The organism is Chryseobacterium sp. C2(2020) (assembly GCF_014218915.1).
Classification (GTDB): Bacteria; Bacteroidota; Bacteroidia; order Flavobacteriales; family Weeksellaceae; genus Chryseobacterium; species Chryseobacterium mucoviscidosis.
In genome coordinates this window covers 1-25,587 of sequence record NZ_JACLCT010000051.1, presented here as the reverse complement: position 1 = coordinate 25,587, position 25,587 = coordinate 1, and the positions used below count along the sequence as shown (strand labels likewise).

27 protein-coding genes are annotated in these 25,587 nt (G+C 34.5%); 17 read left to right on the top strand and 10 right to left on the bottom strand.

What is annotated here, in order from left to right:
* The first annotated feature begins 406 nt into the window (after positions 1-406).
* Positions 407-787, top strand: coding sequence for a group III truncated hemoglobin (locus H6W52_RS19455; protein ID WP_116099823.1), 381 nt, complete (start codon positions 407-409; stop codon positions 785-787).
* A 31-nt stretch (positions 788-818) separates the two neighbouring features.
* Here the strand turns inward: H6W52_RS19455 and H6W52_RS19450 are convergent, their stop codons facing one another.
* The 10 genes from H6W52_RS19450 to hflX form a co-directional block, all read right to left on the bottom strand.
* Positions 819-1,889, bottom strand: coding sequence for a calcium:proton antiporter (locus H6W52_RS19450; RefSeq protein ID WP_116099822.1), 1,071 nt, complete (start codon positions 1,887-1,889; stop codon positions 819-821).
* A 65-nt stretch (positions 1,890-1,954) separates the two neighbouring features.
* On the bottom strand, positions 1,955-2,293 hold the full coding sequence (locus tag H6W52_RS19445; protein WP_116099821.1) for a DUF6122 family protein: 339 nt from the start codon (positions 2,291-2,293) through the stop codon (positions 1,955-1,957).
* 14 nt (positions 2,294-2,307) lie between these two features.
* Complete coding sequence (locus H6W52_RS19440; RefSeq protein ID WP_116099820.1) at positions 2,308-3,537, bottom strand: hypothetical protein; 1,230 nt, start codon at positions 3,535-3,537, stop codon at positions 2,308-2,310.
* Positions 3,537-5,588, bottom strand: coding sequence for a hypothetical protein (locus H6W52_RS19435; protein WP_116099819.1), 2,052 nt, complete (start codon positions 5,586-5,588; stop codon positions 3,537-3,539). The genes H6W52_RS19440 and H6W52_RS19435 overlap by 1 nt, the downstream gene beginning before the upstream one ends.
* Before the next feature lie 15 nt (positions 5,589-5,603).
* A complete protein-coding gene (locus H6W52_RS19430) occupies positions 5,604-6,272 on the bottom strand; it encodes a hypothetical protein (RefSeq protein ID WP_116099818.1) in 669 nt (222 codons plus the stop codon).
* A gap of 56 nt (positions 6,273-6,328) precedes the next feature.
* Positions 6,329-7,048, bottom strand: a complete 720-nt coding sequence (locus H6W52_RS19425) for a DNA alkylation repair protein (protein WP_116099817.1) — start codon at positions 7,046-7,048, stop codon at positions 6,329-6,331.
* Between the two features lie 15 nt (positions 7,049-7,063).
* Complete coding sequence (locus tag H6W52_RS19420) at positions 7,064-8,350, bottom strand: cation:proton antiporter (RefSeq protein ID WP_116099816.1); 1,287 nt, start codon at positions 8,348-8,350, stop codon at positions 7,064-7,066.
* A gap of 28 nt (positions 8,351-8,378) precedes the next feature.
* On the bottom strand, positions 8,379-9,008 hold the full coding sequence (locus tag H6W52_RS19415) for a DUF4919 domain-containing protein (RefSeq protein WP_116099815.1): 630 nt from the start codon (positions 9,006-9,008) through the stop codon (positions 8,379-8,381).
* Positions 9,005-9,391, bottom strand: a complete 387-nt coding sequence (locus H6W52_RS19410) for a hypothetical protein (protein WP_123892021.1) — start codon at positions 9,389-9,391, stop codon at positions 9,005-9,007. The genes H6W52_RS19415 and H6W52_RS19410 overlap by 4 nt, the downstream gene beginning before the upstream one ends.
* A gap of 3 nt (positions 9,392-9,394) precedes the next feature.
* Positions 9,395-10,636: a GTPase HflX gene (hflX, locus tag H6W52_RS19405; RefSeq protein ID WP_116099813.1), complete on the bottom strand. Its 1,242-nt coding sequence runs from the start codon at positions 10,634-10,636 to the stop codon at positions 9,395-9,397.
* A gap of 452 nt (positions 10,637-11,088) precedes the next feature.
* Between hflX and H6W52_RS19400 the strand changes: the two genes are divergently transcribed.
* The 16 genes from H6W52_RS19400 (at position 11,089) to H6W52_RS19325 (ending at position 25,523) form a co-directional block, all read left to right on the top strand.
* A complete protein-coding gene (locus H6W52_RS19400) occupies positions 11,089-12,927 on the top strand; it encodes a histidine kinase (protein WP_116099812.1) in 1,839 nt (612 codons plus the stop codon).
* Position 12,928: 1 nt separating this feature from the next.
* Entirely contained in the window at positions 12,929-13,624 is a 696-nt protein-coding gene (locus tag H6W52_RS19395) for a LytR/AlgR family response regulator transcription factor (RefSeq protein WP_116099811.1), read from the top strand.
* Positions 13,625-13,762: 138 nt separating this feature from the next.
* Entirely contained in the window at positions 13,763-14,170 is a 408-nt protein-coding gene (locus H6W52_RS19390) for a hypothetical protein (RefSeq protein WP_116099810.1), read from the top strand.
* Positions 14,171-14,643: 473 nt separating this feature from the next.
* Positions 14,644-15,429 carry a hypothetical protein gene (locus H6W52_RS19385; protein WP_116099809.1) on the top strand — a complete coding sequence of 262 codons (786 nt, stop codon included), beginning with the start codon at positions 14,644-14,646 and terminating at the stop codon, positions 15,427-15,429.
* A 20-nt stretch (positions 15,430-15,449) separates the two neighbouring features.
* Complete coding sequence (locus H6W52_RS19380; RefSeq protein WP_116099808.1) at positions 15,450-16,019, top strand: DUF6620 family protein; 570 nt, start codon at positions 15,450-15,452, stop codon at positions 16,017-16,019.
* An 11-nt stretch (positions 16,020-16,030) separates the two neighbouring features.
* Positions 16,031-17,005: an SPFH domain-containing protein gene (locus tag H6W52_RS19375; RefSeq protein ID WP_185216903.1), complete on the top strand. Its 975-nt coding sequence runs from the start codon at positions 16,031-16,033 to the stop codon at positions 17,003-17,005.
* 31 nt (positions 17,006-17,036) lie between these two features.
* A complete protein-coding gene (locus tag H6W52_RS19370) occupies positions 17,037-17,873 on the top strand; it encodes an alpha/beta hydrolase (RefSeq protein WP_116099806.1) in 837 nt (278 codons plus the stop codon).
* A 108-nt stretch (positions 17,874-17,981) separates the two neighbouring features.
* A complete protein-coding gene (locus H6W52_RS19365) occupies positions 17,982-18,521 on the top strand; it encodes a hypothetical protein (protein ID WP_116099805.1) in 540 nt (179 codons plus the stop codon).
* Between the two features lie 136 nt (positions 18,522-18,657).
* Positions 18,658-19,242, top strand: a complete 585-nt coding sequence (locus H6W52_RS19360; protein ID WP_116099804.1) for a hypothetical protein — start codon at positions 18,658-18,660, stop codon at positions 19,240-19,242.
* 12 nt (positions 19,243-19,254) lie between these two features.
* Positions 19,255-19,809 (top strand): hypothetical protein, encoded by a 555-nt coding sequence (locus H6W52_RS19355; protein ID WP_116099803.1) that lies wholly within the window; start codon positions 19,255-19,257, stop codon positions 19,807-19,809.
* Positions 19,802-20,938, top strand: a complete 1,137-nt coding sequence (locus H6W52_RS19350; protein WP_116099802.1) for a DUF6985 domain-containing protein — start codon at positions 19,802-19,804, stop codon at positions 20,936-20,938. Before H6W52_RS19355 ends, H6W52_RS19350 begins: the two co-directional genes overlap by 8 nt.
* Before the next feature lie 168 nt (positions 20,939-21,106).
* The gene (locus H6W52_RS19345) at positions 21,107-21,958 is read left to right on the top strand and encodes a hypothetical protein (RefSeq protein ID WP_123892020.1); all 852 of its coding nucleotides are present in this window, start codon (positions 21,107-21,109) and stop codon (positions 21,956-21,958) included.
* A gap of 576 nt (positions 21,959-22,534) precedes the next feature.
* Positions 22,535-23,293 carry a hypothetical protein gene (locus H6W52_RS19340; RefSeq protein WP_116099800.1) on the top strand — a complete coding sequence of 253 codons (759 nt, stop codon included), beginning with the start codon at positions 22,535-22,537 and terminating at the stop codon, positions 23,291-23,293.
* Between the two features lie 519 nt (positions 23,294-23,812).
* Positions 23,813-24,346: a hypothetical protein gene (locus H6W52_RS19335; protein WP_123892019.1), complete on the top strand. Its 534-nt coding sequence runs from the start codon at positions 23,813-23,815 to the stop codon at positions 24,344-24,346.
* 195 nt (positions 24,347-24,541) lie between these two features.
* Positions 24,542-25,102: a hypothetical protein gene (locus tag H6W52_RS19330; protein WP_116099798.1), complete on the top strand. Its 561-nt coding sequence runs from the start codon at positions 24,542-24,544 to the stop codon at positions 25,100-25,102.
* A 19-nt stretch (positions 25,103-25,121) separates the two neighbouring features.
* The gene (locus tag H6W52_RS19325; protein WP_116099797.1) at positions 25,122-25,523 is read left to right on the top strand and encodes a hypothetical protein; all 402 of its coding nucleotides are present in this window, start codon (positions 25,122-25,124) and stop codon (positions 25,521-25,523) included.
* Positions 25,524-25,587 lie beyond the last annotated feature (64 nt).

Here is a 25,587-nt window from a genome sequence, read left to right as displayed (position 1 = left end):
TGAAGAGTTTAACAATCAAAACAAAATTTATCAAAATGTAGCTTAACTTATACTGGAATTTTTATTTGCATATCCAAGGTGCTAATAATGAAGACAACACAAGAAAGAGTGTTAGGAACAATATCAAATGGTTACAGCAGTATCACTTAGGTTTTATTATGGGTACTGATTATAGCTGGATAACAAAATATCTGGCAAGTAAAAAGTAATTTTCAATAAAAATAAAAAAGTCGTCTCCAGCTGTGAGGCGGCTTCTTTATTTTTATTAAGCTTTATACAGAGCTAAAAGACGGCGATAAAGTACGCTCTATTCTAAGGAATGAAGTAAAAATTGTAGAAGAAATTCCTGAAATGTATCAACCCAGCTACAAAACATTCCCACACAATTTTGTACTAACTTTGGTGTATGAAAAAATTAGAATCAAGAGAAGATATTGAACATCTGGTGAATTCGTTTTATGCCAAAGTTGTTAAGGATGAGGCGATTGGGTTTTTCTTTAATGATATTGCTAAAGTAAACTGGGACAGTCACTTGCCGAAGATGTATTCGTTTTGGGAATCTATTCTTTTCGGACAGATGTCATATAAAGGAAATCCGATGGGTGTTCATTTTCCGGTCAATGAAATTCAGGCGATGGAACAGCATCATTTCGATCGTTGGCTGAATCTCTGGAAAACAACGGTTGAAGAAAATTTTGTGGGCGAAAATGCAGATCTGGCAATTTACAAATCCGAAAACATTGCCAAATTAATGGCTTTTAAAATGGATTTGGCGAGAAGACTTTAATGGTTTAATGTTCTGCGTTTAATGTTTCAGATTAAGGCACAATTACTGTGAAAATGTAGGCTGCAAGGTTTACCAATAAAACAGTTCCGTAGAGAATATTAGTTTTTCCGCGGCTTAAAGAAAGCATCACAATAAAAACAGAAAGAGAAAGCAGAATAATATCTTTCTTATCCAGACCTAAAACCAGCGGAATATCATATAGAATACAAACCACAGAAACCGCAGGAATGGTAAGCCCGATACTTGCTAAAGCAGAACCCAGAGCAAGATTTAAACTCGACTGGATCTGATTGCTTCGAGCCGCCCGAATCGCCGCAACTCCTTCAGGAAGCAGAACAACCGCTGCGATAATGACTCCGACCAGAGATTTTGGTGCTCCAAGACTCTGCACCATATTTTCAATTGTGGCAGAAAGTCCTTTTGCCATCATCACAACAATCGCCAGACAAATCACCAGAAAAGTAAAACTGATTGCTGTTTTTGAAACCGAAGGAATATAATTTTCTTCCGATTGCTCCTCCGGAACGATGAAATAATTTCTGTGACGGATCGTCTGAACCATCAGAAAAACGCCATAAATTACAAGGCAGGCAATAGAAACAAAAATCAACTGTGCTTCATTATAAAAAGGTCCGTTTACGCTAGACGTGAAATTCGGAAGAACCAAAGTCAAAATCAGGATGGAAACAATACTAACCAGATAAGTTGTGGCGGAAGTTCTTGCGAAAAACTGTTCGTAATATTTCACGCCGCCCAACAAAATACAGATTCCTAAAATTCCATTAAGAATAAGCATCACCGCAGCAAAAACCGTATCTCTTGCAAGCGTAATCGCCTGATCTCCTCCCGCAACCATCAGCGAAATAATCAGCGCCACTTCAATGATTGTAATACACAGCGCAAGGATAATAGTTCCGAAAGGTTCGCCTACTTTATGTGCGACCACTTCCGCGTGATGCACTGCGGATAAAACACTGCCTGTTAATAAAATTCCGGCAATTACATCAGACAAAACACCCGTTCCCATGAGTCCGGAAAAATAATAACCGACTGCAAGAATGGGAAAAATATATGTATAATGTAAAAATTCTTTCAATTTCATAACTGTTTCTAAAATACAAAAAATCGATGACTTTTGAAATATCAAAAGAAAATATTAATGGTATTTTAATGATTCCAGAAATAAAAATCCTGAAAATCGGTAAACATATGAAAAAGAAGTCCGATTGCTACAATCCTTGTATTTCCTTTAAAAAAAAGCATGATAAAATATACTGCAATGGCGTAATAGGAATGTAAAAAATGAAAACCGATGCTTCCGCGGTTAGGATCAAAAATAGGGTCTGCAAAAAGATGATCCAGATCTACCAGCATCGTTGCCAGAAGAATAAGGTACACTTTCTTCCAGTTTTCCCTGTAAAACAGTAAAGCAATAAACACCGGAAAAACGAAATGAAGGAAGTAATGTGTAAACGTTTTCAGTAAGGCAATATGCGAAGCATTCATTGAATTTAATTTTTTTACCACCTTAAAATCAAAGGAAGGTCATCTTTTTTAAACTGTATTTTCAGACAATAATCCTGATCTCTGTTTCCGTAAAAAATATAATCAATGTCGGAAATTATCTTCTTTTCCTTAGGTGATAATGTTTTTAAAAAAGACAGCAATAACGGATTATTTTTTACAAAAATATAATTTTCATTCAGATTGAAAGACTGCTGAACAGGTTTTCTTGTAGATTTTATTTCAAAACCTTTGCTATTCTGAGTGATAAGGTTAGGCTGAAAAGGAATTGCCGTGAACTGATTCTGTGCATTGATCCATTTTTTATTATGAAAATAAAGCTTTGTCTTTTCAGGGTTTAAGCTTTGAAAATCAATGATATAATTCGGTTGGGTGATCTTCTGAAATGTTTTCTTTTCAACTTCATTAAAATTATCATCGTAGCTGTAGGTAATGATTGTGTCATTCACCTCTTCCAGATGTACAGAAGCTTTTATCTCATTAACGGATGAAGAATCTGCAAACGTTTTATCAAAAATAGAGGAGAAGTTTTTAATATTTTCAGCATCCAGTTTTGTTTCTAAAAAAGAATCGGTCTCCAATAGTTTTGAAATAACAGGAGAGGGATCGTAAGAATCAGACTGATTTCTGATTTCAATTTCATCGTGTCTTAATTCGACAGAAAGATTGTGGCTGCCTTTTTTTGTGTTCAGAATAATACTTCCTAATCCATTGGTAACTAGCGTGTCTGCATCAAAAAGATTTGCCTGAGAACTGTGAAATAGCTGGTTGTTAATTCGCTCAAAATCATCACTGGAACTTCCTATAATAAGTTTTTCCCCAAAAGTTTTAATAAAAACCTGATCTTTCCTGAACACCTGATTTCCCAGATCCGTAAACTTTTGCTGTTTCAGAAACAATAAAAAAGTCTTCCTGTCTTCCAGTTCAAAAACACTGTACCAGTTCGAAACCTTTGAACTCTTCAGATGAAAAATCTGCAAAAAATCGGGAATTTTTACTCCCGATTTTCTAAAAGATATTTTGTTTTTTCCTTTGCTTTCAAACCATAAAGAAGGATGCTCTATAAGACTGTAAACATATTCTCTTGTCAGCTTTTTTGTATCAATCAGAATAATGGCATCGGCTTCCTTCGGAGAAAAAATCTTTGTATCTTTTTGATAATAAAACACGAAATAAACAGTTCCGGCAAGAAGCAAAAAAGCTAAGGCAAAAAGTTTCTTTTTCATTATAAAATAGCCGGCTTTTTATCGGATTCTTTCATTTTATATACTTCATCAAAAACATCGAAGAAATACATTAAACTGTTTTCCGAAGCATTTTTAATATTGTAATTAACTTCTGTTTCTATTTTTTCTCCTTTGGCTTCTGTTTTAAAATACACTTCGCCCATATTTTTCTTCAGAAGATCCAGCGTTTTTCTTTCCGACGGAGTTTTAAACTCTTTCTCAAGTCCAACCATTAGTTTCTGGATGTCAAACCTTCCCGATAAAGGATATTTTGCCGAATCTTTTGCCCATTTTTCAGAGATTTCCGACTGGTTTTTAGATAAAATGTTATCCGTTGAGGTCGTTACGTAGACAATTCCGTCTTTTACCGTAAAGAATAACTTGTCGAAATATCCGTCATTTTTTCCTTCGCTGAAGGCATAGAAATCTCCGTTTTTAGAGAATTTCTTAGCCGTCACTTTATTTGTTGTCATCATATCGAAAATACGGTTCCAGTACCCTTCATTTTCCGTAGCAAAAGCAAACGTGAAATTCGGAACAGCGATTTCCTTGGTTTTCTTCACTTCCTTTTCATTATAATCATCATCGTATTCATAATCGGTGTATTCTACGGTTTTGGATTTCAGTTCGTTAAGGACGAAAATTCCGTTTCCGGGTGCGATCTTGGTAATGGCCTTTTTATCCAATACAATCTTCATGGTTTCCATTACAAGTTCCATTTCTTTCTGATAGTCGCCTTCTCCGGAATCTTTCAACAGGCTGTACATCACATCAAAATATTTATTTCCGTCTACATTAATAGCGTAATATCCGATGCTTTTATCGTTGATGAGAGCCGTCAGTTTTTTATTCTTTTTCCCTCTGTAAACAGAATTGAGGCTCTTCTGAACCGCTTCATTTTTATGCTGATAACTGTTCACCATTCTTACTTTATCGTTATCAAAATACAGATTATAAGAAGAATTGGAATTGTATGCTTTCCCCATAAGATTTCCGAAAGGGTAGTGGCTCATAATTTTACCGTATGCTCCGTTGTTTACAATTCTTCCGTAATCCGTATACACAAAAACATCAGAAGTACCGTCCCGGAAAGATAAGATGTCTTTCGAAACATCAAGTTCCAGCGTAGAATTAAAATAATCATCAAAATCCTTTTCCGCCAGTTTCTTGGTGATTTTGAATTTTTCGATCTTCAGAGAATCTATCTGTTTCTGGTAAATGCTGTATTCTTCCGTCTCCTCATCCATTTCTTCCTCCATATGCGGAAGCGTGTATTCGCTTTCCTTTTCAGAATAATTTTTGTCGCTGGAATCTTTTTCTTCATCAGGATATTTGTGATGCTTTTCCAGATATTTAATGTCTTTTTGTTTTTTTGCAATTTCTGCCTGATATTCTTTAATGTCTTCCTTTAGATACTGAATATCATCTTTCAGATATTTAATCTCTTCCTTGTAATCGAATGCTTTTTCTGCGTATGCGCTGTCAACCGCAACGGCTGCGCTGTCCATAACAGCCGCTGCTGCACTGTCAATTGTTACAGCAGCACTGTCTGCTATCATTTCATCATTCCATTCAGCAGAGGGTTTTTCATAACCGATGAGCTTCAAAACCGCCTGCTTATCATTCCATGCAACGAACATTTCATCATCTAGATTAACGTAAGAATAATTGTTTCGTTTCGAAATTTCCAGTCCTTTTTTCTTGGATGAATTAATGAATTCCTGAAACTTTTCTTTATTATCCAAAAGAAAATGAGCCGTATATGTCTTTACAGAATCATTAAAAACGGCATAATGATATTGTGTGGCATCATATTTTATCCCCGTTTTGGAATAATCGTTCCACGAAGCCTGTTTTTCTTTATCTTCTTTGGCTACTTCAAGCAGAAAAGGATTCAGTTTCTGCCAGTTGATTTTCTGGTTAAGCTGCTTTCCGTTAATTTCCATGTAAAAAAGAACGTCTTTCGGAAGCTTCATTTTCTGTTGTGAAAAGATGGAACCGAAAGCAAAAAGTAGAAATAAAATTTGTGTTTTTTGTAAAATAGATTTCATGATTATTGATTGAAATTATTGAAAGAGAATGGTATTTTGTAATTGTTTTTTCTGAAGGATAAAATCCAGAATATTAGCTTCCAGTTTTACTGCTTTTTTGTTCGGAGAAAGCAGGTAAGCATTGTTGGTCTGAGTTTTTATGGTATTTTCAAACTGCATTACGGAAGTGTATTTCGCATCGTTAAAGACTTCCTTATCTGCTTTGCTCATCTTGTCGTAATCATTTTTAAAACTGCTCACTTTATTTCTGGTGAATGTTTTTTTCTCCGGACTCTGATTGTAAAGGTGTACTGGAACCATTTTTCCAACGATGTTTTTTGCTTTCAGTTGTTCCAGTCCGGCATTGATGTTTTCAATTTTCTTGAAATTACAGCTTAATTTGATGATGTAGTTATCAAAATCCATGGAAGTCTTCACATTCGAAATTCCGGGAGTCGCTTTGAAAATTCTTGCCGCTTCATTAATTTTAGCTTCAATTTCAGATCTTTTCGGAACTTTTTTACCGTTAATTGTTTCCATTTTCGAGATGGATACCAATCGTGTCTTGCTTTTACTGGCGTTCAGAATAAGCGAATATTCTCCGCTGCCGTCTGCTTTTACGTTGATTTTGTCTAAAATATCAAAACAGCTTGTAAGAAGCAACAGTGGCAATAGTAAGAGCAACTGTTTCATAATGTTTTTCATATTTGAGTTTTTAAATAATTTTCAAATTTAAGTAAAATTTTAGACAGGCCAGATGTTTAAATTCTGCCTTTCAGATAATCCTGCCTCAGAGCCTCATCCAGTTTTTCAATAGCATATCGAAGGCTCGTTCTTGGCATTTCTTTGTAATGTTTATTCAGGAAATTAATTAATTCCGCTTCGTTTTTTTCTCCCATTTCGCGGAGCAGCCATCCGTTGGCTTTGTGCATCAGATCGTGGGTGTGTTTCAGATTTTTGGTAACGAATTCTTTGGTAAGATCAAATGATCCCTTTTTTACATAATGCATCGTTCCCACAACAGCAATTCTTTTATGCCACATTTCTTCAGAATCCGAAAGCGTTCTCAGTAATTCATCTTTCTGATTTTCAAAAGCATAGCGTCCCAGAATTTTATAACAGCTTGAATCTACCAGATCCCAGTTGTTAATGTGCTGTAAATGACTCAGATAAAACTCAACAATTTCATCTTTTACCGCTTTATCTTTTGTTTTTTCAAACTTAGAAATGAGCATGAATAAAGCTGTCAATCTGTGTTCATGATATTGGGAAGACAGTAATTTGCTGAGTTCTTCCATCGAAATTCTGGCGTAAAATTCTTTTGCAACAGAACGCTGATCCGGAACTTTTACTCCTAAAAACAAATCGCCTTCTCCGTATTCTCCTTTTCCGGTTTTGAAAAACTTCGGGAAAAATTCTGCTTTCTCGGGAATTGATAAGGTAACTAAAGCTTCTTTTATTTCTTTTAAAATGTCATTCATTTGATAATTAGTAATTTAATCAGCATTATGTAAAGCAACACTTTCCTGTTCTTCTTCCTCTTTGGCAATCTTCTTCGGATTGGCAACTTTTGCAATCGTAAGTCCCTGAACGATAATTGAAAATACAACCACACAATAAGTAATGCTTAAAACAATGGTACTGTTTTCATTTTTAGGAATAGAAAGAGCCAGAGCAATCGAAACTCCCCCGCGAATTCCTCCCCAAACCAAAACTTTTACTGTTTGCGGACTGAATCTTGTTCTGAAAGACATGAACTTAGTAGGTCCCCAAATTGAAATAAATCTTGCCAGTAAAACCACCGCAATTGCCAATAATCCAGGAATCATATAATGGCTTAAGTCTTTGATCATCAATAACTCAAATCCGATGAAAAGAAATAGGACAGCATTCAGGATTTCGTCGATAAGTTCCCAGAATTTGATCAGATAATCCTGTGTTACAGATTTCATTTTGAATCTTACATTAAAATTCCCCATAAACAATCCGGCGGCAACCATGGTTAAAGGTCCCGAAATATGCATTTGTCTTGCAATAAGATAACCTCCCATGACTACAGAAAGCGTTACCAGTACGGAAATAATATAATCGTCCACTTCACGCATCAGTCGGGAAGTAATCCATCCCAGAACAACCCCGAGTAAAAGTCCGCCACCTGCTTCTTTCAGCAATAACAAACCAATACTTTCGATGTTAAGATCTACCGCATTTCCAATCGCAAGCTGAAGGACAACCGTGAAAACCACAACCGCCATCCCGTCATTAAAAAGCGATTCTCCGGCAACTTTGGTTTCCAGAGATTTTGAAACATTTGCCTGTTTTAAGATACTGAGAACAGCAACAGGATCGGTAGGAGAGATGAGTGCGCCAAAAAGCAGACAATAGATAAAAGGGAGGGAAATCCCGACAAGCGGCAACAGATAATACATGCCGAAACCCACCACAAAAGTAGAAATCACGACTCCTGCCGTTGAAAAAATCACGACAGGAACAAACTGCTCTTTGAGATCGTCGATATTAATGTGAATTCCTCCCGCAAACAGAAGAAAATTTAGCATGGCTCCCATCAGAACTTCTGTAAAGTCGATCCCCGTCATTAAATTGTGAAGATGCCCGAAAGTTCTCGGCAAAACCGTTTCTCCGAAGGAAACTAAAAATATGGAAACCACAATGGCGATCACCATAATTCCGATGGTACTCGGAAGCTTCAGAAATCTGTAATTAAGGTATGAAAATATAGATGCTAAAACAATTAAGGCTGAAAATGAATAGTATAATTCCACTAATTTGGTGTTTAAATTTTTTTTGTGATTAATAATCGATATATAATACTTTGATGTAAACTTTATTACCGTCTTTTTCCCAGATATCAAGAATTCCGTCTTTTGCGGATTTTGATCCTCTTGTGTATTCTTTCCCGAGATTCAGTATGTTCAGCAGAATATATTCGTCGCCTACTGAATTCACGAGATATGCCGTTTTTTCTGTTTTTCCGTCTCCGGAAGACTTCATTCCGTCGGTTAACGCGCGGAACTGACTGAGATGATACAGAAAATTCTCACCGTCTTTAATGCTGTCATATGCTTTCAGAAGAATCAGCAGAATATCCAGATTGGTAGGATCTTTATCATACAAAGCTTTTCCCTGTCTGATGCAGTCCTGAAAATTATTGCTCTTGAAAGCATCGGCTAAACTTTTAAATGCTTCATCTGTTGTAAAAAGCAGATCTTCCCTGAAATTTCTTCCGTAGTAAAGATGCTGTGCTTCAAGCGTATCTAAAGATTTCGGATAGGCTTTGTATTTAAAAATCAGCTTGTTGTAGTTGTATTGAGACTTTTCGCTTTTAAGGTCTTTCTCTATCGCTTTGAAATCAATTTTTGATTTCTGTGCAAAACCATTAAGCGAAATCAGAAGAAACAGGAAAAAAAAGTAATGTTTCATCGGTTCTTTTCTATTTTGTATTTGTTGTATAAAACGAGCATGACAAATCCTAAAACCAGCCGGAACAAAGCGGGCATAGAATAGGTTCCGGAAACATATAGGTCGTTGGTTATTTTTTCGTAAAGAAAATAAATCAATAAACAAAAAGGAGAAAGCAGACCTTTACCGTAGAGATAAATTTTAAAGAAAAGATGATTAAATTTAAGATCTGTAAAGAATGATAACAGTGCCAACAGGCAAACTGCGACTGTTATCATTCCTAAAATCTTTAATATCAGAGTATCTGTTTCTTTGCTGATTCCTCCGATGCTTCCCAAAAAATTAATTCCTACCACGATCAGAAAAAAGTAATAGAATGTATTGTTGGAAAACATCCTGTTCATGAATTATTGGTCTTCATGATCTTTTTCTGCACTTTCTTCCTCATCGTTATCGAAATATTCGAAAAGGAAATCGTTGTACGGGAATCTGGAAATATGGATTTTCATTACTTCATCATAGATCAGTTTTTTCATTTCCGGGAAATTTTCTTTCGTAATGGCAGAGATGAAAACCGTCGGATATTTGGATTTTGCCATCCATGTTTTTTTCCATTCCTCCAGAGAAATATTCTTTTTCGTAGATGGTGTTAAATCATCTTCATCTTTTTTCTCATAGCTGAAATCATCAATCTTATTGAAAACCATAATCATCGGTTTCTGATGGGCATTGATTTCCATTAAAATCTGATTCACGGAATCAATATGGTCTTCAAAGCTTTCATGCGAAATATCCACTACGTGAATCAGCAAATCGGCTTCTCGAACCTCATCCAAGGTAGATTTAAACGATTCAACCAATTGGGTAGGTAATTTTCGGATAAATCCAACCGTATCCGTTAAAAGGAAAGGTAAATTTCCGATCACTACTTTTCTTACCGTGGTGTCCAATGTGGCGAACAGTTTATTTTCTGCGAAAACTTCAGATTTGGACAATGCATTCATCAAAGTAGATTTCCCGACGTTGGTGTATCCTACCAAAGCGGCACGAACTACTTTTCCACGGTTGTTTCTCTGGGTTGCCATCTGTTTATCGATGGTTTTCAGCTTGTCTTTTAACAATGAAATCCTGTCGCGGATAATACGTCTGTCGGTTTCAATTTCCGTTTCTCCGGGACCTCTCATTCCAATTCCCCCTTTCTGGCGTTCAAGGTGGGTCCACATTCTTGTTAGTCGGGGTAAAAGATATTGATATTGAGCGAGTTCTACCTGCGTTCTTGCATACGAGGTTGTTGCTCTCTGTGCAAAAATATCAAGAATAAGATTGGTTCGGTCTAAGATTTTGACTTCCATTTCTCTTTCCAGGTTTTTAAGCTGTGAAGGAGATAATTCGTCGTCAAAAATAACGGTTCCTATGTTGTTTTCTTTTACGTATTCTTTAATTTCCTGAGCTTTACCGCTTCCGATAAATGTTTTGGAATCGGGCTGTGTGAGTTTCTGTGTAAAACGCTTATCTACCGTTGCGCCGGCTGTAAAGGCTAAAAACTCCAGCTCATCCATATATTCCTGAAGTTTATCCTCATCCTGATGTTGTGTAACAACCCCTACCAAAACTGCCTTTTCGTAATTATGTTCTTTCTTTTCTAGCATTAAATTCTATCTGTATTTGTGAGATTTACAAGATACCATTTTTCAGGAAAAAATCCAAAACGAATTTTTTTGGGGTAGGTATGTCGGGCTTTCCGGCAGAATTTTGATAAAAGCGGATTTTGATGCCCATGAAAGATGCTAAGGAGTGGGAGAGTTATAAATTTAAAAGAAAGATTTATAGATTTTTATGAAAATGTAGTTGAGTTATAGTGATGTTTTCTAAACTCTACTAAATTGATAAAATAAATGCTCATTACCAAGAAAAATTATTTCTTTTCTATACATAAAAAAATGTCCCTGAAAAGTATCTGATTTTTTGGGCAATCTACAATTGAAGTAGGTTTTTATTATTGCTCACGGATTATAAATCTGCGAGATCGGGTTGAAAAGTAACTTTATTTTAGTACTTTAGGTACGATTTTGCTGGCTGAAGGCTCTCAATTTTAAAAACGATGAAAATATTATACTGCATAATTTTATTATTTCTGTCGGTAAACAATTTAACGGCTCAGAATGGCTTTGATCTGAAACATATCGACTCAATAATTGACAACCGTGTAAGAAACCAATATGGTAAAGCCTTACAACAGCTCAGCAACAGATTAAATGCTGAAAAAAATCCCCGAATCTTGCAAACACTTTACGCAAAAAAGACGGCAATTTTATTAGATCAAAACAAAATTAACGAAGCTCAAAGTACAATTAATTTTGCTCAGAAATTATGTGTTACAGATAATTGCTATCCTGAAAAATCGAGTTTGAATTTCCAGCAGGCAGTAGTATATTTTCAGAAAAATGAAACGGCAAAAGCACTTGAAGAAATTCTGAAAAACAATTTAATTTTACAGAAATACATTCCAAAAGCAAGAGAATTGGCAATTAGTTATTCACTTACTGCATATTATTACAATACATTAGAAGACTTTCGGAACGCGGAGATTTATCTGAAAAAATCTTTGGATTTAGAAAAAGAACTCAATCCCGATAAAGATTTTGCTTCCACTTACAACAACCTTGGAATTCTCTCAAAAAAACAAAAAAAGTGGACAAAAGCTATTCATTTCTTTAAGCAGACCTTACAGCAGGATGCGAAATCTAGGAACTTTCAGAATAATATTTATACCTATAACAATATAGCATCGGTTTATCTTGAAATACCGAAGCTGGATTCCGTATATCACTATCTTAAAAAGGCAAAAAAATCTGCAACGAAAGAAGAACTTTTTAATTCAAGCGTTTATCCTAATTTTTGTGTCTATTTTTCCAGAAAAAACAAGGTGGATTCTACTTTATACTACGGACATCAATTTCTGTCCAGATTTTCAGAAAATAATCCGGATCATTACAGCAAAGCTGCGGTTGTTTATAGTGAATTTAGTCAGCTATTTGAAAGAAACAGCAGTTTAGACAGCAGTTTGTTTTATCAGAAAAAGCTCTTGGAAATAAAGGAGAAGCAATGGAATACAACTGATAAGGAAGAAATGATTTCAAAAGCCGAACAAAAAGCTCAGATCAAATATCAAAATCAGGTCATTCAGGCTCTGGAACAGAAAAATTATTTTCAGAATCTGAGTATCAGACAAAACCGGATTTTGATATTTTCGATAGTTATCGGGTTTATATTGCTTCTTATTTCACTTATTTTGTTCTTTCAGCGCAGAAAACTCAAACATGAGAAAAAGCAGATCGAGCTGGAGCAAAAAATCCTTCGTTCGCAAATGAACCCTCATTTTATTTTTAATGCATTGACTGCCATTCAAAATAAAGTGATGGAAAACAATCCACTCGGCACAGCAACGTATATTTCGAGATTTTCCAAACTAATCCGTCAGAACTTCAACTTTACCCAAAAAGAATTCGTTACACTGGAAGAAGATCTGGATGCCCTGAAAAATTACATGGCGACCCAACAAATGCGTTTTGAAAATAAATTTGACTACGAATTTAATATTGATGAAAACCTGAACCCCAATTTCATCAATATTCCGCCAATGCTCTTGCAGCCTTTTGCAGAAAATGCCATTGAACACGGGTTTAAAGACATTTCTCACAAAGGAAAAATAGAAATTATTGTTGCACGGCAAAACAAAGAGCAGCTTCGCTTCAAAATCATTGACAACGGAAAGGGTTTTTATCCCAAAACTGATGAAAAACTGCACGCTCTGGAAATCATCAAAACCCGATTGAAGCTGAACAATCCAAACGATGAAGCCTCCTTTTACATCAAAAACAGAACAGATGTTCCGGGTACGGAAGTATCTTTTTTGCTAACTTTAGCAAATAATTCGTAAGATGAAAGCCATCCTTGTAGAAGACGAGATCAATGCGCAAAAAGCACTTTTAAAAATGCTTCAGCTGATTGCACCCGAAATTCAGGTATTGGCTATTTTTGATACCATAAAAGATGCTTCTTTATTTTTGAGTAAAAATACGGTAGATTTTATTTTTTTAGACATTCAGCTCAAAGACGGGAATGGTTTTGAACTTCTTCAGACAATTACCAATCGAGATTTTTCCTTGATTTTTACGACAGCTTTTAACGATTTTGCCATAAAGGCTTTCAAATTTAATGCAATAGATTATTTGCTGAAACCCATTGATCCTACGGAACTGGAAGAAGCCATCGAAAGAGCAAAAAAAATAAAAAAATCAAACCAGATTGTTCCTGTAGAAAAATCTTTTTCTGAGCAAAAAATTGTATTAAAAACCACCGACAGAAATCATATCATTCCGGTTTCATCCATCATCAGATTAGAAGCCGATGGAGCTTATACATTATTTGTCACAGAAAGTCAGAAAATACTGGTTTCAAAAAATATTAAATATTATGAAGACCTTCTCTGTGAATACGATTTTGTTCGCTGTCATCAATCATATCTTGTGGCAAAGTCTCACATTAAAGTACTGAAAACTCATAGTCTGCTGTTGACTGATGGCAGCGAAATCCCGATTTCACATCGCAAGCGTAAATTATTTAACAATTTTTAGTAAGATCAGCCAGAGTTCAGGATAAGATTAAAAAATACACTTATCAAATCACCTGATACGGTTATCAATCGAATTTGATTTTCGTCTAATTTACCAATAGGTTTGTTTTAAAATTAATTAATTTTTAAAATAACGATTATGATTGGGATTATTATTGCCATTCTGGGCGGCTTACTTGCTTCATCAAGTATTATAATTGCTAAAAAACCAAATGCTAAAGAACTTATTGATAAAATCACACCTTTTCAAGGTTGGATAGGCGTTATCCTTGCTTTTTGGGGGCTTTGGGGACTCATTAGTTCTGTATTAAACATTGGGAACCTTGGTCTTTATTGGATGATTGCATTAGTTGTAGCTGTAGTTGAATTTGTGGTGGGCTTTTTATTGGGATACGGTTTAATCTCAAAATACCTTCTGGAAAGTAACGAAACAGCCAAAGAAAAAGGTAATGCATTACGAATGAAACTTACCAGATACCAAATTCCGGCAGGATTAATTCTTTGGGTTTTGGGAATACTTTCATTGGTGCTTTTTATTACAGGGTAATTATCAATATTTAATTTGCTTAATATTTTTCATTGAAAATTCTAACAATAGTAAATTCACAGATTGTTAAAGTAATCTATCGTTTAAAAATCTGTTAATCAATTGTATGTTATTTTGTTAAGCTGAAAAATTGAATGTTCTAAAGTATTTAAACATTTTGTTTTTTAAAACAGGCATACGCTTTTCAATTCATTGTCTACGCTTGTCAATTTCATTAGGATTTTTTATTCAGGATAGAACTATCTTAGTTTTTTTAATGTTGAAACAGTGTCCAATCCGTTCAAAAAAATAGTTCAAAACGTGCAGGTCTCCAAAACCACTATGTTTGATAATGACATCAAACTTCAATCAAACATTGAAACCAAAACCTGCAAAAGTTGTGGAGCTCCAAGACCAGTTAACACTAATTTGGTGCATTGCAACTATTGCCGTAAACCGTTTATGAACATCGACGCCAACATAAAAGCCGAAAAATGAACCAAGAATTACAGGAAACCATCAACCGTTGGAAAACCTACCTGCAAAAGATAGAACAGCGTTTTGAAGAGTCGTTGCAACAAGCTGAGGAAACCTGCAAAGATTTGCTCATCGAAAGCAATTACGATTATTACGAAGTGATGAAAACTTGGATGGCTATCAAATCACAAATTAATGACATATCTAAAGGTATAACCCAAACTTGGGAACAAAAAGTGTATCCGCAGCTGAGTCTGCACACCCATCTTGATCTGCAAAAAGAATTGCATGAAAGCAATTTTACGTATTTCCTTCTTATCAGACTGGAGCAGTTTGAGCGTAATTTGAAAGCCGATTTGTCGCAAACTTTCTATAACCACGTTATTCAGTTGGCAAACCAGCGGTTTTCCTGCACCCAATGTCATTCGCCTTTGGCAATTCAAAGCAATGTTTTCAGAGCACATTATGTCACCTGTAACTATTGTCAGGCAACCAATACTTTCACTCCGGATACGAAATATGCACAAATCGGAGGCAACATCATCGATAATATCGTGGCAAAAAAATGTGAGCCTTTATACCAAAAAATGCAAGTTTCTTTAGCTAATATTCAAAACCAGCGTCCGCCAATTGCAGAGCAGTTTTGGGAAAAATACAAATCCGATTATTTCAATTATTACGAAACCTTTTTTATCGAAAGAATGAAGCTGAATCACGATGCCAAAGACCGTTTTGATGCCGATTTGCAACGCAAAAAAACAGAATACGAACACTATGAAAAATTACATAAAAAAACATACTAATCATTTAATATAAACAGAATATGGAAACTATTAACGGAATTACTTTTGAAGATTGGGCTTGTGCCTGTGCCAATTTAGCTGCAGGAATGCCCGAAAACGAAGTGCTGAATGTATTGGGAATTGAACTTCCGGTTTGGCAAAAAACCAGTGACGAATGGAGTGCAAAATTGGGCGATATGATGGCTCAAGATATGAGCATTGCCACCAAATACGGCGAATATTTTACCAATCCTAAACAAGGCAAATTTGCCAGAGCTAATTCTAATACAATGTTATTGGCAGATGCTTTGGCAATCGTCTCGGATTTTGACACTTATCAGAAAATTTTCTGGCAAATGAGCAAAGGTGCCGAAGTGGGTATTGATGGGATTCAGATTTTACAGACTTACGGACTTACCTTGCAAAGCTGGTCATCTGTAGGGCAACATTACAGCCAGTTACAACAGCAAATGATGGACGAAAACCTATCGCCAGAAGAACTGAAACGCAATTACGACGCCCTTACCCAAACCAGTGAAAAATGGCAAAATCATTGGGGTCAGCATTATAAAGATAGCAAGGCAGATTTAGCAGGAGATATAGATTTTTAATTTCAAAAAAAATGGGAATTACAGAAACCATCAAAGAGCAGTTACGGGCAGTTATACAATGGGAAAAACCGCAGGAATTCCAGCTTTTTTACAAATTTACCGACAAAGGCGACGAGATTAAAAACGCTTCCAAACTGATTTTGCAGCCCGGACAAGGATGTATTTTTACGCACGAAGGAAAAATTGAAGGTATTTTTGAAACCGAAGGTTTGTATGACCTGAAAACCGAAAACACGCCATTTTTCACCACTATGAAAAAAGTGCTGAATGCCTTTGAAAGTGAACACAAAGTGGGTATTTGGTTTTATAGAAAAGCCGACATCAACAACATTCGTTGGGGCACCCGAACTCCGATTAAGTATAACGATCCTGTCTATGCTTTTCCGGTGCATTTGCGTGGTTATGGTAATTATTCTATTAAGATTGTTGATGTAAAATCGTTTTTTGTAAATATACTTGCCGGTCAGGAGGATTATTTCAGTTACGAATTGCAGGAATTGTTCTTATCTCGAATTACGCAACCTATTTCCAATTATCTCGCTAATGCCAAATTTTCTTATGCCGAAATCGACAGTCATATCGAGGAAATTGCAAAAGAAACACAGCTAAAATCGCTTTCTGTATTTGAAGATTTAGGCTTTTCATTAATTGATTTTCGCATCGAAGGTACTTCATTTGATGAAGAAACCAATCAGCGGATTAACGAAATTTCCAATGTTCAGGCAGATGTTCATGCCTCAAAAATTGCCGGCGTAGATTATGCCCAAATGAAACAACTCAAAGCAATGCGGGATCTGGCAAAAAACGAAGGAACAGCCGGAGCATCAATGGGAATGTTTGCCGGAATGAGTATAGCACAAAATATCAATCCAGCTTCTTCTAATCCGGATCTGAAAACCAAACTCAAAGAACTGAAAGAATTGTTTAACGAAGGCTTGATTGACGAACAGGAATTCAAAGAGGCGAAAGCGAAATTGTTACCATAGTATTGGGTTATTTACTTAAAAATAGGGCGTTATGAAATTTATTTATCAAATTCTATTTGTTATTATACTTGTACCTATCAGTTGTAATAGTACGACACAACCAGACGATTCAATTCCAGCACACGAAACTTTTGAAATTCAATCGAAAAATGTGGGTGAAAAAAGAGTAATAAATGTTTGGACACCCGAAGGATATGGCAAATCTAAAGACAGTTTGCCTGTAATGTATATGGCAGATGGAGGTATTAAAGATGATGGAGGTATTAAGGACGATTTTCCGCATATGGCAAACACTTTTGCAAAGCTTATTCAATCGAAAAAAATTCCGCCAATGATTTTGGTTAGTATTGAAAATATCGTGCGTCGAAAAGATTTATCAGATTTTACCAAAGTTACCAAAGACGAAGAAATTGCTCCTGTGATGGGCGGTTCAGAAAAATTCAGAGCTTTTCTGAGTGATGAATTATTTCCCGAAATCGAAAAAAAATACCGTACAACGGTCAAAAGGGGAATTTTAGGCGAGTCGCTATCGGGACTTTTTGTAATGGAAACATTTTTTCTAAAACCAGAGCTGTTTGATTATTACATTGCTTTTGACCCATCGTTGTGGTGGAACAATCAGTATTTGGTGAAAAATGCCAAAGAAAATCTAACGAAAATTCCAGCTGGAAGCGATAAAAAAGTGTGGTTTGCCAGCTCTGATGATAAGGATATTTCTCCCTATACCAAGCAATTAGCCGAAATTTTTAAAGCCGAAAATCCTCAAAATCTAAAATGGAATTACTCAGACGAACCCAAAGAAAAACACACCACGATTTTTAGAGCCACAAAAGAAAAAGCACTGATTTGGACTTTGGGCAATCAATAGTTGTAAGCATCCAATTTTTGAGTAGCGCAATGTTTGAAAGAATTAATAAAGACAGTACACAAAACCTTAAGCTTATAATTGAAATTATACCAATATAAGGTGAATAATATGAAAAAAACACTAAAAACAATGGTGATAATACTATTATTAATAGCACTCTTTTTGGGTATGGCTTATCTCTACCATACTGATTTTGGCAGAAAAGGAGTTTTGTCTAATGCACCTGATTTACCTAAAATTGAAATACCAGTAACTTACAATGTTGCTTGGTGGGCACATCAAAAAGATTTAGTAATTGATGATTTTAAGGTAAATATTGTAGAAAATAATTTGCATCTATTCAACAATAAAGCATTGATTTCTTATAAGATAAAAGGAAAAATAAAATATGATGGACATTGGAAACCCAACATAAAAGAAGTTCACATATCAGAAAGAATTAATAAAGACAGTATACAAAACTTTAACCGTATAATTGAAATTACACCGATAGTAGAAGTGAAAAAGGATACAAATGCAAACGGCGGAATTGAAGATTTTGAATTTACAAACCAACATATAATTACCTCGGGGAAATTTGGTTTAAACAGGATTAAAATTATTTGTGAAAACAAAGACACCATTATCGAATTGCAACAAAGAAAATAAAGCATCAACTTAAAAATATACGAAAAATAGCTGTCAATTACTAATTTGTTTACAAATCATCGGAACTATTGAATAAAGGACTGAATTTTCTTAAAATTTTTTAAAATATAAATAATTGTTACATAAACTATAAAAAATGGGCTATTCTACTCAAGTAATTTTAACAGATGCAAGAAAGATAAAAGCTATATACGGGTCAAAAAATTTAGATTATCTCAACTCCTTAAGATACGATGAATATGAAGAATACATTGTGTTTCTTGAAAATAGATTTGATGTATCAACAGGAGAACTTTCTGTAAAGAAGTTACTAGAAAATATTTTAAACGGAGATACAGGTAGCCAATACACTTATCTTATTTTACAAGGACAAGAAAAATGGGCAAGAAGTGCTTTGGGTACGGTATATGGTTATTTATTTATGGATATTTGTTATGAATTTGGAAAACAGATTAATAGAAACGATGACAATTGGCCTATGTTACCTGCACATTTGGATGAGATAGTAACGGAGTATAAAGCCTTTTTCCCCATTCCTTTTTCAGATGACTGGCCACATATATTTTGCGTTGAGCGACACGAATTAGACCACTATGAAAAAGTGTTTAGAGATGCCATTTTAGATCGCTATCCAGATGAAGAGGATTTAATAAAAGATGTTGACTTCATTTTTGGTGAAGCGAGAAAGTCTAATCTGGATTTATGTTTTGTAAATTATTAATCTATTAAAGATTTGAAAACAAAATTTTGGATACAGGAAAAAAGCCCGAAGCAACTCTTTTTAGAACTTGTGGCATTAGATCAGTCATATACTGAATTTTGGGACATTATCAATACATTAGAAACGGAAATTGAGTCTTATGATTTTGATTATCCCAGATATACATTAGCTTTTTCTACCACATTTTACGGCTTTAATAATGATGGCGGCAATTTGTCTTATGAAGAACAAAATGAATGTGTTACAAGTAAGTTTAATGAATATAAAAACCAAATCTCAGACTTAATAAAGCAAAATCCTGATGAAGCACTACTGCCTAAGATTGATTATGAAAAATTATTCAATAATGAAGAATTAGAATTCGTTTATTGGGAAATAATAGAAATGAATCCATTTATGCGCGAATTTGAAGGAAAATTTGCAGCTTGGGAAAAAAATAATAAAGTATTGTTTCTGTCTGTTACAAAAGAAGATAAAGAACTTCCTTACGAGATCAGTGTTGGAGGAGTGGCTTTAGAAAAATACACTGAAATGTTACATAAATTCAATAGTATAATAAATGATTAAACCAATAAAATTATATATTCCGGATTATTACGATACATTTTCAATAGAAGATGATCGGGTATTAATGTGTAAAACAAAGTCATTATTGAACGAAGATAATCATGCTTCAAAATTTATAGCAAGTCTCGAAAGCCCTGAAAACTATCTATGTCATATTCCTGAAATTGGCGAGGAATATTCAAAAATTGCCACAAACTGCTTTCATCGTGACTGTGAAGAAAACTGGGAGTTGCCTGTAAAAGTCTCAGAGTGCAAGGTTTATACCTACAATTGGGATGATGAAGAGTTTCATTTTAGAATATACTGGATCATCATTTCAGAAAAATATATGTTGCAGTTGGTAGGTGTTTTTGAACCAAAATATTCTGCTTTTTACAAAAAACATTTTACGACCTGCCTTCATTCAACCGAAATTAATACCCATTTTAATTATGCTGAAAACATTGAAATAGGGGAGTTGTTTGATGTTAAAAAAGTTGAGGTTTCACTTCAGGAACTACAAGATTTGATTGATTTTGAAAAACAAAAAAAAGAAAAACAACAGTTTTCAGAAGAAAATTTGAAGGTATCAAACCCTAATTTCTATATAGTTCTCGAAACAGAATTAAAAGAAAAAAACGAAGTTCTGATAGACGCTTTGATGTGCAGAGACTGGAAATTGTACTATAACTTATTCAATCCTGAAAATTTTTCTGATCCAGACAGTACCATAGAATGGGAAGACAATTCAGACGTTTTTGAATATTACGAAAAGCCATTTACCAATGATGAAAAAGTAACGATCCTTTCCGAAAACAAAGAATTTAATGTAACAGCACTCAAACACCTTATATCCAATAAAGAAATGGCAGAGCAAAAGCTACTGACTTTCTTCGAGCAATATACCTTCGGAAATGGCGGTGCTTATGCAGATGCCATTCATTACCAATACGCAAAAATTGAAATAGAACGACTTCACGGTATAACTTTCTCCAATCAGGAATTTTTGAAACGTAATTTGTGTTTAACAGACATCATTATCACCGAAAACCCAAATGAACTTAAACTCCATTTTAAATGCAGCTGGGATTACGAACACGGAATTGAAATTATTCTTGATGAAAAGTTAGAATGCAAAACGGAATTATGATTAATTCAGAGATGATGCGAAATTTAGATGCAGCAGCTTAGAATGATTTTCGGATGATTTTTGATGATGAAGGAATACACTTAGAAAGATTTGAAAAAATAATATGTTAAAAAGCACTGGAAAGCTAACGTTACAGGCAATGCCTTCCAAACACACTCGCAAATCAAAATGAACAATAGAAATCAAATTTTAAATCCAATTTTTATAGTCTGCTTAATAACATTATTACTTAATGACTTCTATCTTAAGCAAACTTTTTCAAACGCATTGACAGGGAAAATTTCAGACTTTGCAGGACTGACTGTATTTCCAATTTTCATTGCTTATGTTTTTCCCAACACAAGAAAATGGATTTCAATAGCGACAGGGATTTTATTTATGATTTGGAAAACACCTCTTGTTACGCCAATTATTGAAACATTAAATCAATTTTCACCATTGAAAATTCAAAGAATAATAGATTATTCTGATTATTGGGCGTTGGTTGTTTTACCAATTGCACATACAATCATCAACCGGGACAAAATACTAATATTAAACTTTGGTAAATTATTAAAATTGGGTAAAATTGGAATTGCATCAGTTTCATTGTTTGCGATTTGTGCGACTTCAACGCCACCACCAGTTGAAATGCCTAAAGGTACAATCTACATCGGTAAAGAATATACGATTAAAAAATCCAAAGCAAAAACCATTGAAATGATAAAATCTTTAGGTTACAATGTTGACTTTTACAATAATTTAGAAGACAGCACAAGTTTCAGAAAACATAGGTCAAGAAATATTCCATATTATCAAACAAATAACATTATTATTTACGATGAGAATTCAAAGCCTATTGACACAATTCTTAATGTTAAATATACTTTGTATGAAACAGAACAAAACAGAACGAAAATTGAAATTATTAATGTAAAATTAAGCGAAGACGGGAATATACAAAGGTGGCAGACATTAAAATATTTACGAAAACAATACAAAAAGTCAATGGAAAAGCAAGTAATTGAAAAATTGAAATAGTGCTGCCTGTAACAAAGCATTGCCAAAAGAGCTGAAGTGCCTATATGAAAGATTTGTATCAGGTAATTGTATCGACCAAACAGGCAAACAATAAATTAGAAAAAGGATATATATCACAGCCGAAATTAAATTAAAAGATAATACTCAAATTGAACTTGTAAAAAGTGAACTGCAAATCCTGCAAAAACTTACACTTGAAGAAGCAGGCTGTAATTTTTTTCAATTCAACAAGATAATTCTGTATCTACAAGATTTATTATGTGGGAAAGATTTGATGATGAAGATAGTTTCAAAAAGCATTTTGAATATGAACATACCAAAAAGTATGTTAGTCTAGACTTAACAGAAGTGGTTCAATATTTTCAGACAAACATACTTTAATGTGCAATGTAATATATAGAAAATTTTAATCATAATTTCTATTGGTTAGACACCCTTAAAAGAGAAATGCAATTAGGATATCTATTCTCAATACAATAAAGCATTCACATTAACCTTGAAAAAAAATTAAATTAAAAAATAACAGTTAGCAAATTTATTTAAAAACAAATGAAGAAAATTATTTCATTAATAGCTATGTTTAGTGCAATCATAGTTATAGCACAAGTGGGGATCAATACCCAAAATCCACAAGGGATTTTTAATATTGATGGTGAAAAAAATAATCCCTCATCAGGTTCGCCCACTGCAAGCCAGCAACTGGACGACTTTACAGTAAAAAGTGATGGGAGCATAGGAATAGGAACAACTACTCCCCAAAATAAGCTGGAAATCAATTCTGGGATTACAGACAAAAGTGGAGTACGATTAACGAATGTTAAAAACAATACCATTGCAGGTGCATTGCCTTTAGCTGTGGATTCCAACGGTGATGTTGTAAAATCTATTGGAGCAGTAGGTACTGTCTTTATTGCTAAAGTGTTGCCGGATGCAACTGTGGGAGCAGGGTTTGTTTATTTGCCGCTACAGCCTTTATACGATCCGGAAAACCGTTACAACAGCACAACTTTCCAATGGCAGGCTCCCACCAACGATCAAAGTATCTATGAAGTTGAAGTGTCTTTGCACAGAATAGACGGAACCAACCCCTTTAATATCCATAGACCAAACTCTGCAACGTTAGTAAATTTACCAACAGCAACCGGACAAAATTTCTACTACCATTACAGTGGCATTATTTCTACCTTAAGCAGTAATAGTTTGCTTGGTGCGGCAAATTTCGGTATTCTGCTGAATAATAATTCTGGTGCTTCTTATACATTTACCTCTTCTTTGGTGTATGTAGCAAGAGGTTATTGGACGATTACAATAAAGAGAATATATTCGGGGCAATAAGGTGAATATAGAGACAACAAAAAGCAAAATAACAAATAATGCTCCTTTTGTTTTCAGTTGCTTCCTATGAATTTATAAAGACTAGCGGATTGTTGTCATCAAGATTAACAACAATCTATGAAATTATTCTTGATGCCAATGCTGATTTAAAATGAAGTTGGGGTCAATCAGAAAAATTCAAAAAACTTATGATTCTAACTGCTAAAAGACCTGTTTTTTTTCTGATGAATTGGATAATTGAAGAATAGTATCCACAGGCTATGTAAAACCAGGCACAACGAATGGAAAAATATTGAATATTCGTTAAACAACCTATTACTATGCATTGATATGAAAATCAATCATTTATAATAGGCACTTCGACAAGCTCAGTGTGACACCTCTAATACTAAACGCTTGATTTTTAGCGATGTCAAGCTGAGCCTGTCGAAGCTTTAGGTTAATAAACGGACAATCAATGAAAAAATAATACGCAAAAACGAGAAAGAAAAAATTACTGAATTAATTAAGCAAAAAAAAATGGAACCTATTAAAATATTCTTCTTTGCGATGGCATCATTTTTCGGAATAGAAAACCAAAGAATCCTTTCCGGGAAAACGCAAGTAAAAGTTTATCCTAAAGAATACAGGATAGAAGTTGTTCAGCAAAAAATATTTGCACTTACGCCGACAGAAAACGACCGACAACTGGCAAAAAAAGAATGGGAAGAAATTTACAACTTGAAATCGCACAACAGGCAGTGGTCGGAAGAATTAAACTATTTTTCAGATAAAAAAATAGAATTTTCTGAAAGCAAAAAGGAAATAACTGCCAAAATAACACTTACCTATAGCCATCCCAATGATATGGCGGTAATGGGAATCTGGTATGATGAAAACAAAGACAGGTTTATAATGAACTATATTCCCGAACACAGGCTTAAAACCAACGATGGAAAAAGAGACGGGATTTTTTGGAATTTTGACGGGAACAGGAATTTTAGCTTCACAATAACACCTTTTGCCACAGTCCCCCAAAATAAAAAATCCTCAATTAGCCTCTATTTAAATTAATTTTTTATATAAAGTTCAAATAAAAAAGGGTATACAGAATGGATCAACTGCTTTACCTTAAGATTTTGAACTTTCCAAAAAAGAAAAAAAGGGAAGATTTTGTATTTTACTCTTTTATGAAGACAAGGAGTTGCCTATTGAGTGGTGTGGCTGCTTTTAAAAACACATTCATAGAAAACCCGAAATAATTAAAAAATGACATTTTTATACACTGCAAGAGGCGCATACGATAGCAAAAACAACGAAGGTAAACTGTCTTGGAAAAAATATTTAGAAAGATCAAAACTAGTCCATTTAGAAGAATTGGTCTCGTTGGATGGAATGCTTAACGAAAATTTGGTAGAGCCAGACTACGATAATGCAGACGATTGGAACTGTACTCACATTGTAGACAAATGCCCGACTGACTTTTTCACAACACTTAATTTTGTGATGAAACGAATTAGAATTACAGAAAAATTCAATCTTTTAAAAGTTGTGGTTGAACCAAAGGAAGATTGTGAAAAGATAGATTTGGACGGATACGAATTTGTAGGGTACGATTTATTAGATCAAGATTTCAATGTTAGCGCCATAACTAATTGTGGAGGTTTTAACGAAATATTTTCACCAAAGGATTTGAATACCAGAGGATTAATTGATGATTTTCACAAAGCTTACGACATCCAAAAATGGTTATTGCAAAATAACCCAGAAGAACATCACGCTCATACAAACGTAATTGCCGTTTGGCGACACAAAACCATTGGAAGATAAAAAAGATTAAAAACAAGAAATGGCAAACTTAACACTCAGAGAAGCTTTCATCAACCATAAATTCATTTTGGTGGAAGAAATGCTGAAAGAAAACTCTTCTTCATACAAAGAACTCAGCAATTGGGATCAAAGTTATTTGGTTACCGAAGCTCTGAAACATAAATCATTCCATATTATTTTTACACTTATAGATCAAAAATTAGTAGAAACAGACCTGTTTGAACTGGATCATTTTTCAGGAAGCTTTATTGAGACCGTTTTTGGGAATATTCCGTTTTATTCGCAACCCGTTTCGGCTTTTAATTACGAAATTCTGTCTAAAGAGGAACCAAACGAAGAGGCGATGAATTTCCTTGAAAAATTTGCTTCAGCCATTGAAAATATTGATGAAACCATTTCGAACACTACTATTTTAACGTGAACTCGACGCTAAAATATTGAATTATATTTAGTTTTCCTTGCCATCTATGCATTTATCCAGTTCG